The organism is Nocardia amikacinitolerans, from assembly GCF_900215415.1.
Taxonomy (GTDB): domain Bacteria; phylum Actinomycetota; class Actinomycetes; order Mycobacteriales; family Mycobacteriaceae; genus Nocardia; species Nocardia amikacinitolerans.
Genome location: NZ_OBEG01000009.1, coordinates 109,797 through 125,627 on the forward strand (window position 1 = coordinate 109,797; position 15,831 = coordinate 125,627).

Genomic DNA, 15,831 nt, shown 5'->3' on the forward strand with positions numbered 1-15,831 from the left:
TCGGGTGTCCCATCAGTGGTAGGAGTGTGCGGGATTTCCCGGACGGCGGGCCGCGCCGGAGCGCACCGGCCCGGTGACACGGTCAGCGGCAAGTCGCCCGGAGATCAGCACCGGTGGAATACCAACGCCCGGCACGGTGGATGCGCCCGCGAGCACCGCGTTGTCGATACCGCGAATCATGTTGGCGGGCCGAAAAGGTCCGGTTTGGGCAAAGGTATGTGCCAGAGCGAACGGACTCCCCGAGAGCATGTCTCGAGCGGCCCAGTCCGTCGGCGTGACCACGCGCAGGAGTTGGGCGCCGCGCAACGCGGATGGTCCCAGGCGTTTTCGCACGATATCGAGAACCTGCTCGGCGTAATCGATACCGAAGCGCGGCCAATCGATCCGCCCCCGTTCCAAATTCGGTACCGGCGCGAGAATGTAGAGCAGATCGCGCCCCTCCGGCGCCAATGTGGGGTCACCCGCCGTCGGCCGAGTCACCAGCAGTGATGGATCGGACGGGACCCGGCCGTCACCGATGATGTCGTGGAAGGCCGACTGCCAGGCCGCGCCGAACAGCAGAGAATGATGGGGGATCTCGAGCGGATCACACGAGACGTGCAGTACCGCCGCGGAGGGGGCTGCGACCACCGGGATCGGGCGCCGTGAACGGTGTCCGAGCAGCGCGTAGGTGCGATGCCGCTCGGTAGTCAGAACCACCGCGTCACAAGCGATTCGGTCGCCCCGGTCGGTGTGCACGGCATGGACGCGGGCCCCTTCGCGAGCCAAGGCCGTGACGGTGGTCTGGTAGTGGAATCGCACGCCTGCGGCTTCGGCCGCAGCGGCGAGCGCGTCGGGCACTGCGCGCATGCCACCTCGCGGAAAGTACACGCCCGCCACGGTGTCCATGTAGGCGATCACGGCGTAGGCGGCCAGTGCGCGGTCGGGTGCGACACCGGCATACAGCGACTGGAAGGTGAACACGCGTCGCAGGTCGGGATCGGTGATGAACCGAGCGACCCGCCGATCCCAGTTGCCGAAGCCGCCGAGTGCCGCCAATTTGGCGAGAGCCGGAGTCAGCATCGAGAGCGGCGAATCGAAATTCGTCGCGATGAAGCGGTCGAACTCGGCATGGTAGAGCCGGGTGAGCCAATCACGGAGTCGCCGATAGCCTTCGGCTTGGTCGGCGCCCGCGAACTCGGTGATGGCGTGCGCCATGGTGTGCTCGTCGCTGTGCACGTCGAGGGTGCGCCCGTCGGCGAACTGGGCGCGATAGGCCGGCACGACCGGCATCAGTTCCAGACGATCTCCGGTCTGTTCCCCGACCGCGTCGAAGATCTCGTCGATCAGCTCGGGCATCGTCAACACTGTCGGACCGGTGTCGATTCGACAGCCGTTCAGATCCAGCCGGCCCATCCGCCCGCCCGGCACCGCCGCGCGTTCGATCACCGTCACCGCCCGCCCTCGCCCGGCCAGGTGGATGGCGGCCGACAGGCCCGCCAGCCCTGCGCCTACCACCACTATGTGGTCGGGACGACCTTTGACAGTGCGCATCGTGTATCTCCTCTACAGCTTCCGCGCCGTGCACAACAGCGCCATCTGTTCCAGCGCCACCCGCAGCCCGGCGTCGAGCGAGCCCTCGTTCAGCGCGTGCATGGCCGCTTCGACGCGATCGGCGATCATCGCCTCGACGTACGCGGGAGCGCCGGATGCGGCGATCAGGGCACGACAGCGGTCGATCGCGACGCGATCGAGCACCGGGCGGCTCATCAGTTCCAGCAACTCGTCCCGCACCACGGGGTCGGCGAATTCGAGCGCGACGACCACGACGCTTGTGGCCTTGTGCTGACCGAGATCGCTGTCGGCGGGCTTTCCGGTGACCGCCGCCGAGCCGAAGATTCCCAGCAGATCGTCACGCAATTGGAACGCCTCGCCGACGCGAGTTCCGAAGCGGGCCAGCATGCTCAGCGTGTCCTGGCCGCACCCGGCCATCGCGGCGCCCAACTCCAGTGGGCGCCGGACGGTGTAGTTGCCGGACTTCGCGCGGGCGATGGCGAGGATGTCGTCGAGGTCGGGCCGATCGCGCACGTCGTTGATCAGGTCGGCGAACTGGCCGACCGCCAGCTCGATGCGCATCGCGTCGTAGCCCGGCCAGACACGGGCCAGAGCGGCGGGCTCGACGCCGCTGTCGCGCAGCATCTGCTCGGCCCACACCAGGCACATGTCGCCGAGCAACGTCGCCGCCGAAGCGCCGAAGCGAGCCGCCGAGCCAGCGTTGTGGTCGCGCCGGTGCTGCTCGGCCAGTCGCACATGCGCCGCCGACGCCCCGCGGCGCAGCACGGCATCGTCCATGACGTCGTCTTGCAGCAGCGCGAAGGCGTGCAGCAGTTCCAAGCTTGCCGCCGCACGCAACGCGGCGCCATCCGGCCCGGCACCGCAGAGCCAGCCCAGATACATCAACGTCGAGCGGAGGCATTTCCCGCCGGTGACGTACTGCATCAGGATGTCCTCGACGGCCCATGCGTCCAGCCCGGAAATTCGGAGATCGCGGAGGAAGCCGCTCAACTCAGCGAGTACTCGCCCCCGCACGTCCACGCGCCAGCGCTCGAATCCTTCGCCGAGATCAGAGCGCCCGTCCTCGCGCGGCGAACCCGCGGGCATCCACAGGACGGCGCTCACCGGTCTCCCCCTCTGGGACGTTCGAGGCAATGCGTCGCCCGCGGGCGGTTGTGAGCGGCCGGAGCGACTCGCGCCTCCGCAACGATCGCCGTCGTGGACGCCACACGTCGTGTACTCGGACTGGCAGCCAGTAAACAACGGCCCATGCCATCATCCCTCCGCAGAGCTTCAGAGCGTTCTCGCCCATCTTACGTCAAACGATGCAGTATTGATGCATAGTTTGCGAACGCTTTCCGCCCGCCGCCGAATCGCCACCGAAAATGGGTGGTCACCGCCCGGAGGGATCCGACTTACGATTCATAAGTGATGCGATAGTCGGACTGGCAACAGCAACGAACCAGGCCCCGCTCACAACGGGTGACCGCTCGCCGCCCAGCGAACCAGCGGCGGTTCTGTGCATTCGCAGTCGAGGGGGTAATCGAGTGGCGCTAGGGTAGAGGGGGGTGAGTGCGAGGAGTCGAAAGATGAGCACCACCGTTCTGATCATCATCATTGTCGCCGCTGTGGTTGTCTTGCTGGCCGTCGTATGGGCTTTGATGCGCAAACGGCGGGAACACCAGCGAGCCGAAGCCCGGGCTCTCCGTGACCGCGCGGCCGAACGGGAAGTCGAGGTCGCTCAGCGGGAGGCGCGGGCGGAGGAGACCGCCGCACGGAGCCGGGCGGCGAAGGCCGAAGGCGAGGCCAAGGTGGCACAAGCCGAGCAGCTTGCCCATCAAGCGCAGGCGCACAGCAGCGAGGCGGCGGAATCGCGGACCGAGTTGGACAAGGAGTGGGAGCGCGCGGACAAGGTCGATCCGGACTCGACATCACGCGAGAAGCAGCAGGGAGCCGACCCGGAACGGCCGCCGCGCAACCCCTGATCGACTTTCGAGGTCTTCTCTCGCTGTCCACGAAATATCCCTCGGTCCACTCCACGAACATCGATATGAGCACAGCGTCGCCCGCCGGCGCGCGTCAGCGCCAAGCCGGGAACGGTGCCATGTCGGCGAGCGGTGAACCGGTTGCTTGCAGCGAGGTACTGAACGCTGACATCAACCGGGCGATCATCGCCTGCAACTCCTCGCGGTCGATCGATTCCACCGTAGGGTCCGGTGCCCACGTGGTCCTGGACGTACAGGTGATCCGCACTTCGCCGCCGGTGGGGTGGAAGTACAGAGTGCGCTCGATTCCCTGACCGTACAGGTCGATCTCCCCAACGCGGTATGCGCGCAGATCGTCGAGGAGATCGGGCAGTTGTTCGACCAGTGTCGACAGGTCGTAGGCGACGTCCACCGCCCAGTCGTCGCTGCCGAAACCGCCGATGGTGAACGCGCAATCGGTTTCGGCGAGCACCTCGCACGCCATCATGACGAGCGAGGTGTAGTCCAGGTCGCTGTCCGGGGCAGCCGCGACCGTTCCGGACGGCTTCGTAGCGGGTGTGATCGAGAAGGAGAAGGGCATCTCGAGTGTCCGTCCAGAGGTGAGGTGGCGTGCCGCAGTTCTCAGTACAGGATGAACGCCTTGCGCAGCGCTGTCGCCGCTTCGGATCGGGCCCGCGCGCTGTCGTCGAAGGGGTGGCGGACGAATTCGTGGATCATCCCGGGATAGCGGCTGACGGTCACCGGGACGCCGGCCTCCTCGAGACGCCGCCCGTACTGTTCGCCCTCGTCTCGCAACGCGTCGTACTCGGCGGTGATGACGAGTGTTGGTGGGAGCCCGGACAAGTCGGGGGCGAGCAGGGGCGAGACTCGGGGGTCGAGCTTCTCCGCTTCGGTGGTCAGGTAATTGTCCATGAACCAGTGCTGGGTGGCCCTGCTGATATTGCCGTACTTACCCGCGAACTCGCGGATCGAGTAGTTCGTTCGCCGGAAATCGAGGTCGGGATAGATCAAGAGCTGGAAGACCAGGGCGGGCCCGCCGAGATCCCGCGCCATCAGCGCGACAACGGCCGCCAGGTTGCCGCCCGCGCTGTCACCGCCGACCGCGATCCGGGTGGGATCCCCGCCCAGGTCCGCCGCGTTCTCGGCGACCCATCGCGTCGCGGCGTAGCAGGCGTCGGGCGCCGCCGGGAATTTGTGCTCCGGCGCCCGCGGGTAGTCGACGGAGACCACGAGGGACTCGGCCCCGTTCGCGAGACTCCGGCACAGGCCGTCGTGGGTGTCCAGATCGCCGAGCACGAACCCGCCACCGTGGAAGAACACCAGCACCGGGAAGGGGCCAGCACCGGCCGGGGTGTAGACCCGGACCCGAATGTCCCCCTCCGCCAAGGAAACCGAGCGGTCCTGCACGACGGCAACAGCTTCGGGCTCCCCTAGCAGAGCGACTCCCCTGCGGACCCCTTCGCGCGCCAGCTCGAGGGGAAACGTATGCAGCTCACCGAAATTGAATTGGGCGAGCCGATCCAAATACGCCTGGACCTGCGGGTGCAACGAGATCCGGCCTTCTGTTTGTTCGGTCATGCGCCTATGGTGCAACTTGAAGCGCAGTTCAAGTCAAGGAGTAACCGGGCATGACATCGTTGGATATCGCCGAGGTCGCCGAGCGGGCCGGATTGGCTCCGTCCGCATTGCGGTTCTACGAGAAGCGCGGCCTGATCGAGCCGGACGGCCGCAACGGTCTACGCCGCACCTACCACCCGGACGTGCTCGCCCGACTGGCCCTGGTGAACTGCGCCCGCTCGGCGGGCTTCACCCTCGCGCAGATCGCCAGGTTCCTGACGGCCACACCGGAGGACGCCGACCTCCGATCCCACTTGGCCGAGAGAGCCGATCGACTCGACGAGGACATCGCGCGCCTCACCCGAATGCGCGACGGCCTCCGCCACACCGCGACCTGCACCCATCGACCGTTGGTCGACTGCCCGGAATTCCAGAGCATTTTCGCCAGTACGGAAGCCGACAACACCTCGGCGTAACCGAATCCGCCGACGGCCCGCCCGCCGCTCCCCCATCTCCACCCACGGTCGGACCGCTGGATCCACCCGCGGACGGTGTTCGGTGCCCCGCCCGGCGAACTATCGTGAGGGTATGCCCGTTACCGCCGGTACCGCCACCGCCGAACCGCCAGTCATCCCCGGCGTGCGCCGGTCGTTCAGCACCGCCCGCGGCGTTCGGTTCCACGTCACCGAAGCCGGGCCGGTCGACGGTCGTCCGGTCGTGCTGCTGCACGGCTGGCCGCAGCACCACTACGCCTACCGGGATCTGCTCGCCGACCCGCCCGAGGGACTCCGGATCATCGCGCCCGATCTGCCGGGCTACGGCTGGTCGGGCCCACCGCCGCATCGTTGGGCGAAGGACGACGTCGCCTCCGATGTGCTCGCGCTGCTCGATGCGCTGGGCTTGGACCGCGTTCTGCTCGTCGGACACGACTGGGGCGGTTACGTCGGATACCTGATGGTGCTGCGCGAGCCCGCACGTTTCGACGGCTATCTCGCACTGAACATGGCGCATCCCTGGGTACCGGCGACCACGGTGTTGCGGCATGTCTGGCGCTTCCTCCTCTATCAACCGATGCTCGCCATCGCGGGCGTGCCGCTGCAACAGCGCACCCGCCTCCTCGAACGGCTCATCCCCGCCGCGATCACCGATCGCAGCGCGGTCGACCCCGAGGCGGTGCGAATCTTCGCCGACCGCTTCCGCGATCCGGTCTGCGCCCGCGCCGCCACCGACACCTACCGAACCTTCTGGCTGCGCGAAATCCCCAGCGCCGCACGTCATCCCGAACGCCGCCGGGCCAGCGTCCCCATCCGCGCACTGTTCGGCGTCGACGATGCCGCTCTGCATCCTTCGCTTGCCGCCCCCGAAACCGCCCGCGCCGACGACTACACCTTCGAACCCGTCAGCGGCTGTGGACATTTCATCGCCGACGAACGCCCCGACCTGGTCCGCGCCCGCCTGATCGAGCTGGCGGCGGCCACGACGTAGCGAACCGGATGGTGGAACCGGTCGGTGACGTCGGTCGGCGATCGACGCGCTGTCGGCGAGTTGGGCCGACTCGGCCTGCGCGGCGTCGCGGAGGGTGTGGATCTCGTTGGATCCGGCGCGGCTACTCGGCCTCGACGGCACGCAGGTAGGCCGCGCCCCGCGGTGCGATCTCGTACCCGGTCTCCAGGCTGCGGGTAAGACCGAGGTTCTTCAGCTTGCGGATATCGAGTTTCAGGGAGTCCTTGTCCCGGTCCAGCGAAGCGGCCAGATCGGCCGCGCGACGACCAGGATGGGCCGCCACGGCTCGCAAGACCTCACCCGTCCACGGTCCGCGGCGACTGGCCCGATCCAACCCGGCCAGCGCCGCACCGATCTCCTCGATGTCGTGCCGAGACAGCTCGGCACGGCCGCTCAGCTCGACGCGATCATCGGGTCCCACATAGCGGACCGCGATTCTGAACACCGGGTCGTGCGCCGATCCTCGAAACGCCGCGCGCACGGCCGCGGCGTCGCGCTCGCCCGCCGACCGCGCGTCCTCATCCGAAATGTCTTGCGGCGCGATGGGTTCCACGCTCACGATCGCGACGATCCCGGCACTGGTGTACATGGTGGTGCCGGGTCGTACCCGCGCTGTGGCCCAGCGGCGGAAAACCTGCACGACCTCACCGGAGGCAATTCCGCGCGCGACCCGGTCGGTGAGAATCACGGGCGCGACTGTTCGGTGCGGACCTGCGAACCGATCTTGCCGGTCGCACCGGTCACCAGAACTGTCATGTCTCTACTCCCAGCGTTGTCGCGAGCTGATCGAGCAGAACAGCCCGGAATCCCGCACGTCCGGGTACGGCTGTCGCAGTACGAAGTTACACGAATGAGGTAGATCGCCGAGCGGATGCGGGCTGGGCCTACACTCACGCGATGCCGTCGGTGTTCTCGGTCAGCGCGAGCTCCGCTGCGCTCATTTCGCTTCGCTTTCCCACCCGAAGTGCGCCGCGGTGACCGCGACGACGCCGCGCTGGCTGGGCGGGGTCCTGTTCACTCCCGGCCTGATGGCGTTCACCGGCGATATCGGTGACACCGCTGCCCATTCCCACGCCGCCGTGCAGGTCTTGCTCGTCACCGCGGGCGAGGTGACCGTGCTCGACGCCGCAGGGCGCAGCGCGGCCGCCGAGGTGGCGATCATCCCGCCCGGTGTGCGGCACGAAGTGCGTGCCACGCAGGGAGCCAGAGGTTTCATCGCCTACCTCGACTCCGCGGGTCTCGTCGGCCACGCCGCACTCGCTCGGCTGCGTGACCTTCCTGCCGATCAGGTCACCAGCTGGATCACCGCGGCGACCCCGCGCACCACAGCCGCGGCACCGCAACGGAATTCGGCGTCGCGGCCGACGCGTCGAGCCACGCACCCGGTGGTGGGCGAGGCGCTGCGCGTGGCGGCGGCTTCCGCGAGCGGCCCGCCCTCGCTGGGCGATCTCGCGGCAGCCGTCGCGATGTCGCCGAGCCGCCTGTCGCATCTGTTCACCGAGCACGTCGGCCTGCCGTATGCGGCGTGGCGGCGGTGGACTCGGCTTCAGCTGGCCATCGGCACCGTGCGCGCGGGCGGTTCGCTGACCGAAGCCGCGCACGCCGCGGGCTTCACCGACAGCGCTCACCTCACCAAAACCTGCCGCGACCTGTTCGGCATCACACCGACCGAAGCTCTCGTCGCCACCGGCTGGCGACCGCCACCGGCCGCGCGGCTCAGCTGATTTCTACAAGCCTCCATGGGGATGCGGCGGCGACGCTGAATCCATGTCCACAATCGTTCACCCTCTGGTCCGCTACGGCTACGCACCGCTCATGCTGCTCGGCGTCAACGGCGCCGGGATCGCTTTGGCCGCAAGCGGAGTCGACAAGGCCTGGCTGCTGGCTCTGCTGGTCGCCGCTATCGCGTTGTCGTTCGCCGCCGAGCGCCTGCTGCCGTATCGGAGTGTCTGGAACAGCTCGCACGGCGACGTCGGGCGCGACACCGCGCATACCTTCGTCAACGAGACGCTCATCCTCACCAGTGTCGCCGTCGTCCCGGCCTTGGCCGCGCTCGTCGCCGGCGACGGGATCTGGCCTACCGATTGGCCGTTCGTCGTTCAGGTACTGATCGCGATTCTGGTCGCCGACTTCGGCATCACCCTGACGCACTACGCCAGTCACAAGATCGGGCTGCTGTGGCGGTTTCACGCTGTGCACCACAGCGTTACCCGCTTCTACGGTCTCAACGGCTTGATGAAACACCCCCTGCACCAAACGCTGGAGATGGCCGCGGGCGTCACCCCGCTGCTGTTGGCGGGGATCCCGGTGCCGGTCGCGGCGGCGTTGTCGTTGGCGGTCGCGGTGCAGCTACTGCTGCAACACTCCAACGCCGATTACCGTGTCGGCCCGTTGAAGTACATCTTGGCGCTCAACGAGGGCCACCGCTTCCACCACCTGAAGTGGGCGGGCATCGGCGATGTCAACTTCGGTTTGTTCACCCTCGTCTGGGATCACCTGCTGCGCACCTACAGCTACGACCCCGCCCGCCGCTTCACCTCCGACGACCTCGGTATGGCGGCCAAACCCGACTACCCGGTGGGTTACCTGGCCCAGCTCGCCGAACCCTTCACCCGCCACGGCGCCTGCACCACGACCTCGGGCGAGCACGCCGAAAACCGTTCGGACGCAGCATCGATCGGTCAGGCACCGCCGAGTCGAGTGTGAACGAACAGCTGAGAGCCAGCCAATGTAGGGGCGGCTCGCTGCGGCATCAACCGCCGAAGAACCACCGCTTGCGCGGTCCCGCCTGCTCGGTGCACGAACACCGCTGCGTCTTCGGCACATCGCCGAGCACTTGCTCGACATGCTCACCGCACCCGCTGTAGCCGGGCTTGCCGCACTGTCGGCAAGTGATTCGTTGGCACATCGTGCTGTTTCCTTTCCTCGAAGGCCGGGCCAGGCCACGCGGACGGCTCCGTCTCTCGCGATCACCGTATGGGACCGATACCGAGAGTAGGTCGTGGTGTGGCCCGGCCTCGAGACCGGCAGCTCGTGGCTATTCGCCGCCCGGGTCTGCCGGTCCCGTGTGCACGGGCACCGGGTGGTTCTCGGGCGGGGTCGCGCCTGCGGACCAGTCCGGGCCGAGCCCCAGCGCGGCGGCCAAGGCGCCGCCTGCCACTGCCGCGGTGATGATCCTGGTTGACGTAGCGCGATTCGGCATCGTGGTCTCCAGTTCCGTCGAGGGCGGGAGGAAACAGCTACAACGCGAATGCACATTTTGGGACCGGCTAAACCCCGGTTACGGAAAATCGACCTCTCCCGGTCCGGTCGCGGCACCTCGGTCGAAGGCGATCCGGCCCTACAAACCGGACGGTTGGCCAGGAACCGCGCCTTCTGTGCTTTTTCGACGGTCAGCCGCCGGATGTGGCGAATCCGCTACTTCTTGGCGAGGCTGAATTGCATGACGTCGATATAACCATCGCGGAAGAAACGACCGCAGCCGCTCAGGTACTTCGAATAGGTGTCGTAGGTTTCCGCCGAAGTCACCGCTATCGCCTCGTCGCGATGCTCTTCCAGCGCGTGCGCCCAATGTTCCAGTGTGGTCACGTAATTCGGGCCGAGCGGATGTACCCGCTCGACATCGAAGCCCGCCGCGCGCGCATAGTCGAGAACCCATTCCGGCATCGGCAACTGGCCACCCGGGAAGATCTCGCGGGCGATGAATCTGGCGAACGCGAGTACCTCGCGGTCGAGCGGCAGCCCTTTCGCGCGAAGCTCGTGCCGGTTGTACTGCACGATCGTGTGCAGCAGCATCCGTCCGTCGGCGGGCAGAATGCGGTGACACTTGTCGAAGAACCATTCGTAGCGCTCGCGCCGGAAATGCTCGAACGCGCCGATGCTGACGATGCGATCCACCGGCTCGTCGAACTCCTCCCACCCCCGCAACAGCACCCGTCCGCGCCGGGGCCCACGATGCGCCGCAAGCAGGCCTTCGACGTGCTCGTACTGGTTGCGGCTGAGGGTCAGACCGACCACGTCGACGTCGTAGTGCCGCATGGCGCGCAGCATCGTCGCACCCCAACCGCACCCGACGTCGAGCAATGTCATGCCGGGGCGCAGATCACATTTGCCAAGGGCCAGATCGATCTTGGCCAGCTGCGCTTCCTCGAGGCTCATCCCGTCGCGTTCGAAGTACGCGCAACTGTAGGTGCGAGACGGATCCAGGAACAGTGCGAAGAATTCGTCGGACACGTCGTAGTGGGACTGGACGTCCGCGTAGAAAGGAGCCAGCCCCTCCGCGCCTGTTCCTTTCTCCGGCACCATGGTCGTCCTCGCTGGGTGAAAGGTGCGTTTCACAGAAACGCCAGAGCGATGCCCGCGGGAAACTTGGGCAATATCGGATATGTGGGTTTTCCCCGGAGGTCGGCCCCGTGTTCTGTTGTAAAGGCCCGGGGCCGACCGTCGTGCGGGCAACCGTTTTCCCTCGGTGATGAGGGCGTACCACAAATTACTCCGCGGCGAGCTGTCGCGGGTGCGATCGCGCGGAATGTAGGTCAGACCGACATGGGTACATCGACGTAGGCCGGACCGTGCTGGTTGGACAGCGCGACCGTGGTACCTGCGACGGTTTCGTCCCCGTACAGGTGGTCCTTGGTGTCGATGATCATCGTCAGCTTGTGCCCCGCCGGGATGCGGTAGTCGGCGGCCTGCATTCGGACGTGCACCGCGGTCGGGCGGCCCGGCTCGGCATTCCGAACGGTGACGGGGGTATGGGTGATGATCCGCAGGTGACCGGTGAACGGGTTGTGGTCGAACAGGTAGGCGACGACGGTCACCGTCTTGTCGGAGGGGGTGACGGTGAGCTGCACTTCGGGGACACCGGCGATGCGCTGGGGCTCGGGGAACGGTTCGGTGGTCCAGACCGCCGCGGCGCCGCGGTCGACGTCATCGAGCAGCTGGCGCTTGGGCATGAGCAGTCGTTCCAGGAATCCATCGAACACCAGTGCACTGGCCGCCCTGACCTCTTCGGTGCCCGCCTGAATGTTCTGGTCACAGGTCCGCGCGGGAACCGTCGTCAACGCACCGTCGGTGGATGCGCCGCTCGGCGAGTTCAGGTAGTAGCGCAGCATCGAGTTCGACCAGGATTTCAGGTCCGCGCTGGCTTCCATGGCGAAGTTGTACATGGTCTCGGTGTGCACGATGCCGTCGCGATCGATGCCGTTGTCCACATCGCGCAGGTGGTGGTCCAGCCAGTCGTAGGCGGCTTCCGTGGTCCGGGTGTACACGCCCAGGGTGAGCCCGGGAATCTCCACCGCGCCGTGGTCGCCGATGGCGAGGTCGAGGCGCTTGGGGCCGGGGTAGCGATCGAACCAGTCGAGCAGCTGGTTCTGCGGAAAGATGGTCTCGTGCCAGTAGCTGGTGAAAAAGGTTGGCACGGGACGTATTTCGGCCAGATGCGCGGGCGAGCGAGGTTCCGCCCACTCGAGCACCTCCTCGATGTTGGTGTTGTTCCGGAAGTCTTCGAGGACCTTCACCAGTCCGGGGCTTGGCCGGTCGCTGATCGCGGCGAGGGCTTCCGCGGCCGCGATGTGCCGGGTCCGGTTGTCGTAGAGCGCTTGGCCGAGGTCCGCCCACGTGCTCAGCGCGACCACCGCCCCGACCCGTTCGTCCGCGTTGGCGACCAGCTGGCTGATGCCGGAACCGTAGGAGATGCCGAGCATGCCGATGCGGTCCGGGTCCGCGCGGAGTTCGGTCTTGGCGAGCGCCCAATCGATGACCTTGCGTCCGTCCGCGACGTCCTCGGGACCGGCCACCGTCAGTTCCCCTCCGGAACCCGGTAGTCCGCGTTCGGTGTACGCGACGACGGCGTAGCGGCGCATCAACAACCTGATGATGGCGCCGCCGTACATCTTCCAGCCGGCGGGGTCCAGTCCGGCGGGCAGGATGATGAGCGGGTGTGGGCCGCCGGTGAGCGGCCATGCGGCGAAGGCGTCGAGCGGCACGCCGTCCGCACCGGGGATCTGCTCGGCGCCGAGGCGGCACTGGGTGCGGACCGCGGCGATGTCGTCGACGAGATCGGCGGGGACCCGGCTCGCGTCTCCGGTGAGCAGATCGTGCACGACCGCGTCGACGTCGTGCTCCTGATCGGGGGAAAGAAGTCGCAGTCGGTCCTGGCGAGGCTGTGTCATGTCGTTCCTTTCCGTTTCCGTGCGAAGGGTTTTCCTGATGTCGCGCCGCCGGTTTCACGAGGGCGCGCGGATATCGGAATCACGAATAATGCGAATTCCGCGGTCGGAGAGTCCGATTCGCAGACAGCCGAAATCACCCAGCGCTACCCATAAGGCAAGCCGGGCTTAGAAATGGCGATGAACTGCCAATACAGCGATGACTATTCGAGGAATCGAACTGTACGCACTACGTCCACTATCGCCGGAGACCTACCGATGACCATACCGCGCCCCCTGCTCGTAGGGTCCACACAACCGAGGTACGAAGATCCCGTGAATCGACCCGATCAAGTACCGTTGCGCGCCTTCACGTCTCGAACCGTACCGATCTCTGCCGCTCACGATTTTACAGCGCCCCAGACCTCCGTGGTGAAAATCCCGACCACGATCCCCCATCGTGCACCCACGCATTTGTTGCGTTGTCATGAATAACACCCACCCGATCCACCGACGGCGGCCGCCAGGACCGGCTCGCGCTCACTCCGGCTGCTGATACGGAACGGTCGCGGGCTGGGCGAAGCGCTCGAGCGCATCGGATACATCGGCATCGAGTCGGCCGAAGACGACGTCGAAGTAGACGCGCAAGTAGGTGCGCTGGAGTTCGATCGACCGGTCGGCGTCGATGGAGCCGACCGCCTTGGTTTTCGTGTCCGTGGACAGCAGGCCGGCGGTGGCGAGTTGCGACAGAATCGCCTGCTGATCGCAAAAGGACATGTGCTGGGTGCCCGGCAGGCGGAGGGGAAGTTTCAGCCCGGTGTTTCTCCGCCAGTAGGGTTCCCAGCCGGGCTTGCCGAACCACGGAGATGATTCACTCGCGAGCATCAGCAGCGGACGATCGGTCCCGTCGTCAGCGACCGAACCGAGTACGGGCCCGTCCAAATTGACACCGGCGCGGATCCTGGGGTCGTCGTGCAGAGCCTGGGTCGTGGTCGAGCCACCGAGCGAATGGCCGAACATCCCGACGCGTGACAAGTCCATGCTTTCGACCAGATGCTCTGGCAACGGATGGCCTGCGGCGTTCGCGGTCAGTTCATCGAGCACGAACTCGGTATCCGCCACCCGCGTCGGCAGCAGAAGATCCCGCAGCACCTCCTGGGGCGAATCCAGCGGAACCACCGTGCGTTGGACCCGGCCATCCGGGAAGTGGACAGCGAACGCTTCATGCATATGGTTCATCGCGACCACGATGTAGCCGTGGCTGGCGAGGTCCTCGGCTTGGGCGGTGCTCCAGCCGGTGGTGTCGCCCATCCCGGGTGAATTCAACAGGACCGGAAACCGGCCGACACCAGCGGGCTCATCCCGATGGCTGTGACTGGGCCCAAGGGACCAACTTCCCTCAGGGACACCGAGTTCGGTGAGATAGGAACGTTGTGCCTCCTGGCCGCCGAGCGGCATCCACGGCGCGGCCGGCGCGGCGCGGCTCCCGTCGGCCGGATACCAGATCTGAACCAGCAGTTCGCGGCGTCGACCGGCCTCCCACGGGTCGGCGCGGTCCGGGTCGGTCAACTGGAGTTCGGTGACACCGACCGCATAGGGGCCGGTCGGAGCGGGAACCGAGAATCACCGCGTCGCCCGGCGGGGCCTCGGGTGATGCTTCCGCGACGCCGACAGCGCTCACGGCGACCATCAGTGCCGCCGCGGCGGCGACCACGTATCGCCGTAAAGCGTTGCGCGCCAAGACACTCCCCTCAGCGATCGCAAATTCCAAGCCTACAAGATCGGACACACACGCCGAGGGCCGATCGAAGCCGGTGTCGGCGGATCGACCGCTGTCCGGGTCGAGTGAGCGGTTCGGTGTCAGTCGGTCCACAAGTGGGTGTTGTGGTGGGCGGTCAGGGTGCGGATGTGTGCGATGGCGGTGGTGGTGGGTTGGGTGGGTAGACGGCGGCCGTCTCGCAATCGGACGGACACTTCGTCGTTGGAGGTCTCGGCGGGGCCGAGGATGAATTGGTATGGGGTAAGGCGGGTTTCGCGGACGCGTGCGGACAGGCTGCCGGATTCGGGGCCGATCACGCGGGCGCGCAAGCCTGCGTCGATACACCGGTCGCGGAGGTCGTCGGCGGCGGCTCGTTCGGCGGCGGAGATCGGCAGCACCGCGATCTGCGAGGGGGCCAGCCAGGCGGGGAAGGCGCCGCCGTGGTGTTCGATCAGGTGGGCGACGGCGCGTTCGACGCTGCCGATGATGCTGCGGTGCACCATGACCGGTCGGTGTTTGCCGCCGTCGGGGCCGATGTAGTGCAGGTCGAATCGCTCGGGCTGGTAGAAGTCGACCTGCACGGTGGACAGGGTGGATTCCCGTCCGGCGTGATCGGCGACCTGGACGTCGATCTTCGGGCCGTAGAACGCCGCCTCACCCTCGACCGCCTGATAGGACAATCCGGCCCCGTCCAGCACCTCGCGCAACAACTTGCTCGCCCGCGACCACATATCCGGTGCCGCAACGTATTTCCCGGTCGCACCGGGCAGCGACAACCGGTAGCGTGCGGCGGTGATCCCCATGGCGCGATACGCGGAACCGATCAGCGCCAAGGCGTCGGCGACCTCGTCGGCAACCTGGTCCAGGGTGCAGAAGATGTGCGCGTCGTTGAGCTGAATGGCGCGCACACGGGTCAAACCGCCCAGCACCCCGGACAATTCGGAGCGGTACATCGCGCCGAGTTCGGCGATCCGTAGCGGCAGCTCGCGGTAACTGTGCGAACGTGATCGGTAGATCACCGCATGGCCGGGGCACAGGCTGGGTCGCAACACCACCTGCTCGCCGCCGACGTCCATCGGCGGGTACATGTCGTCGTTGTAATGCGCCCAGTGTCCGGAGATCTCGTACAGCTCGCGCTTCCCGAGCACCGGCGAGTACACATGCTGGTAGCCCGCCCGTCGTTCCGCGGCGCGGATGTACTCCTCGAGGGTATGGCGCACGGTCGCGCCGTCGGGCAGCCAGTACGGCAATCCCGCTCCGATCAGCGGGTCGGTGTCGAACAGGTCGAGTTCGCGGCCGAGTTTTCGATGGTCGTGCACAGGGGTCTCCTCCCGGTCGAGGGCGAATG

The 15,831-nt window shown here is 66.9% G+C and carries 14 protein-coding genes and 2 pseudogenes; 5 read left to right on the forward strand and 11 right to left on the reverse strand.

All coding sequences use genetic code 11. From position 1 onward, the window contains the following. Positions 1–12: 12 nt before the first annotated feature. Both crtI and CRP45_RS31245 read right to left on the reverse strand, forming a co-directional pair. Positions 13–1,533 (reverse strand): phytoene desaturase family protein, encoded by a 1,521-nt coding sequence (gene crtI / locus CRP45_RS31240; RefSeq protein WP_097248229.1) that lies wholly within the window; start codon positions 1,531–1,533, stop codon positions 13–15. A 12-nt stretch (positions 1,534–1,545) separates the two neighbouring features. After that, positions 1,546–2,640: a polyprenyl synthetase family protein gene (locus tag CRP45_RS31245; protein WP_097248346.1), complete on the reverse strand. Its 1,095-nt coding sequence runs from the start codon at positions 2,638–2,640 to the stop codon at positions 1,546–1,548. Positions 2,641–3,122: 482 nt separating this feature from the next. Between CRP45_RS31245 and CRP45_RS31250 the strand changes: the two genes are divergently transcribed. Continuing rightward, positions 3,123–3,518 carry a hypothetical protein gene (locus CRP45_RS31250; protein ID WP_067788071.1) on the forward strand — a complete coding sequence of 132 codons (396 nt, stop codon included), beginning with the start codon at positions 3,123–3,125 and terminating at the stop codon, positions 3,516–3,518. A 94-nt stretch (positions 3,519–3,612) separates the two neighbouring features. Here CRP45_RS31250 and CRP45_RS31255 read toward each other — a convergent pair whose 3' ends face one another. Beyond that, a complete protein-coding gene (locus CRP45_RS31255) occupies positions 3,613–4,098 on the reverse strand; it encodes a hypothetical protein (RefSeq protein WP_097248230.1) in 486 nt (161 codons plus the stop codon). A gap of 41 nt (positions 4,099–4,139) precedes the next feature. Further along, positions 4,140–5,096, reverse strand: a complete 957-nt coding sequence (locus CRP45_RS31260) for an alpha/beta hydrolase (RefSeq protein WP_245910633.1) — start codon at positions 5,094–5,096, stop codon at positions 4,140–4,142. A 50-nt stretch (positions 5,097–5,146) separates the two neighbouring features. On the opposite strand from CRP45_RS31260, the gene CRP45_RS31265 reads away from it, so the two are divergent. Both CRP45_RS31265 and CRP45_RS31270 read left to right on the forward strand, forming a co-directional pair. After that, the gene (locus CRP45_RS31265) at positions 5,147–5,551 is read left to right on the forward strand and encodes a MerR family transcriptional regulator (RefSeq protein ID WP_097248231.1); all 405 of its coding nucleotides are present in this window, start codon (positions 5,147–5,149) and stop codon (positions 5,549–5,551) included. A 112-nt stretch (positions 5,552–5,663) separates the two neighbouring features. After that, positions 5,664–6,560 (forward strand): alpha/beta fold hydrolase, encoded by an 897-nt coding sequence (locus tag CRP45_RS31270; RefSeq protein WP_097248232.1) that lies wholly within the window; start codon positions 5,664–5,666, stop codon positions 6,558–6,560. A 121-nt stretch (positions 6,561–6,681) separates the two neighbouring features. On the opposite strand, the gene CRP45_RS31275 is transcribed toward CRP45_RS31270, so the two are convergent. Continuing rightward, positions 6,682–7,266: an ASCH domain-containing protein gene (locus CRP45_RS31275; protein WP_097248233.1), complete on the reverse strand. Its 585-nt coding sequence runs from the start codon at positions 7,264–7,266 to the stop codon at positions 6,682–6,684. A gap of 286 nt (positions 7,267–7,552) precedes the next feature. On the opposite strand from CRP45_RS31275, the gene CRP45_RS31280 reads away from it, so the two are divergent. Next, positions 7,553–8,302, forward strand: coding sequence for an AraC family transcriptional regulator (locus tag CRP45_RS31280; RefSeq protein WP_245910635.1), 750 nt, complete (start codon positions 7,553–7,555; stop codon positions 8,300–8,302). A gap of 43 nt (positions 8,303–8,345) precedes the next feature. After that, positions 8,346–9,284, forward strand: coding sequence for a sterol desaturase family protein (locus tag CRP45_RS31285; RefSeq protein WP_097248234.1), 939 nt, complete (start codon positions 8,346–8,348; stop codon positions 9,282–9,284). 331 nt (positions 9,285–9,615) lie between these two features. Here CRP45_RS31285 and CRP45_RS34100 read toward each other — a convergent pair whose 3' ends face one another. The 6 genes and pseudogenes from CRP45_RS34100 to thrS all read right to left on the reverse strand — a co-directional run. Next, entirely contained in the window at positions 9,616–9,780 is a 165-nt protein-coding gene (locus CRP45_RS34100) for a hypothetical protein (protein WP_157107844.1), read from the reverse strand. Between the two features lie 215 nt (positions 9,781–9,995). Continuing rightward, positions 9,996–10,883, reverse strand: a complete 888-nt coding sequence (locus tag CRP45_RS31290) for a cyclopropane mycolic acid synthase family methyltransferase (RefSeq protein ID WP_097248235.1) — start codon at positions 10,881–10,883, stop codon at positions 9,996–9,998. A 230-nt stretch (positions 10,884–11,113) separates the two neighbouring features. Further along, positions 11,114–12,748 carry a CocE/NonD family hydrolase gene (locus CRP45_RS31295; RefSeq protein ID WP_097248236.1) on the reverse strand — a complete coding sequence of 545 codons (1,635 nt, stop codon included), beginning with the start codon at positions 12,746–12,748 and terminating at the stop codon, positions 11,114–11,116. 516 nt (positions 12,749–13,264) lie between these two features. Next, the gene (locus CRP45_RS31300) at positions 13,265–13,963 is read right to left on the reverse strand and encodes an alpha/beta hydrolase (protein ID WP_342747057.1); all 699 of its coding nucleotides are present in this window, start codon (positions 13,961–13,963) and stop codon (positions 13,265–13,267) included. Continuing rightward, positions 13,955–14,329, reverse strand: a pseudogene (locus tag CRP45_RS35030) (alpha/beta hydrolase); the annotation flags it as partial. The gene CRP45_RS31300 and the pseudogene CRP45_RS35030, both read right to left, overlap by 9 nt. A gap of 255 nt (positions 14,330–14,584) precedes the next feature. Next, positions 14,585–15,811 (reverse strand): annotated as a pseudogene (gene thrS / locus CRP45_RS31305) (threonine--tRNA ligase); the annotation flags it as partial. Positions 15,812–15,831 lie beyond the last annotated feature (20 nt).

Excerpts from the sequence above, each read along its gene's own strand:
- CRP45_RS31245 (WP_097248346.1), bottom strand. The coding sequence starts at position 2,640 with ATGCCCGCGGGTTCGCCGCGCGAGGACGGGCGCTCTGATCTCGGCGAA.
- CRP45_RS31285 (WP_097248234.1), top strand. The coding sequence starts at position 8,346 with ATGTCCACAATCGTTCACCCTCTGGTCCGCTACGGCTACGCACCGCTC.
- CRP45_RS31270 (WP_097248232.1), top strand. The coding sequence starts at position 5,664 with ATGCCCGTTACCGCCGGTACCGCCACCGCCGAACCGCCAGTCATCCCC.
- CRP45_RS31250 (WP_067788071.1), top strand. The coding sequence starts at position 3,123 with ATGAGCACCACCGTTCTGATCATCATCATTGTCGCCGCTGTGGTTGTC.
- CRP45_RS31300 (WP_342747057.1), bottom strand. The coding sequence starts at position 13,963 with ATGAACCATATGCATGAAGCGTTCGCTGTCCACTTCCCGGATGGCCGG.
- CRP45_RS31295 (WP_097248236.1), bottom strand. The coding sequence starts at position 12,748 with ATGACACAGCCTCGCCAGGACCGACTGCGACTTCTTTCCCCCGATCAG.
- CRP45_RS34100 (WP_157107844.1), bottom strand. The coding sequence starts at position 9,780 with ATGCCGAATCGCGCTACGTCAACCAGGATCATCACCGCGGCAGTGGCA.
- CRP45_RS31260 (WP_245910633.1), bottom strand. The coding sequence starts at position 5,096 with ATGACCGAACAAACAGAAGGCCGGATCTCGTTGCACCCGCAGGTCCAG.
- CRP45_RS31290 (WP_097248235.1), bottom strand. The coding sequence starts at position 10,883 with ATGGTGCCGGAGAAAGGAACAGGCGCGGAGGGGCTGGCTCCTTTCTAC.
- crtI (WP_097248229.1), bottom strand. The coding sequence starts at position 1,533 with ATGCGCACTGTCAAAGGTCGTCCCGACCACATAGTGGTGGTAGGCGCA.
- CRP45_RS31255 (WP_097248230.1), bottom strand. The coding sequence starts at position 4,098 with ATGCCCTTCTCCTTCTCGATCACACCCGCTACGAAGCCGTCCGGAACG.
- CRP45_RS31265 (WP_097248231.1), top strand. The coding sequence starts at position 5,147 with ATGACATCGTTGGATATCGCCGAGGTCGCCGAGCGGGCCGGATTGGCT.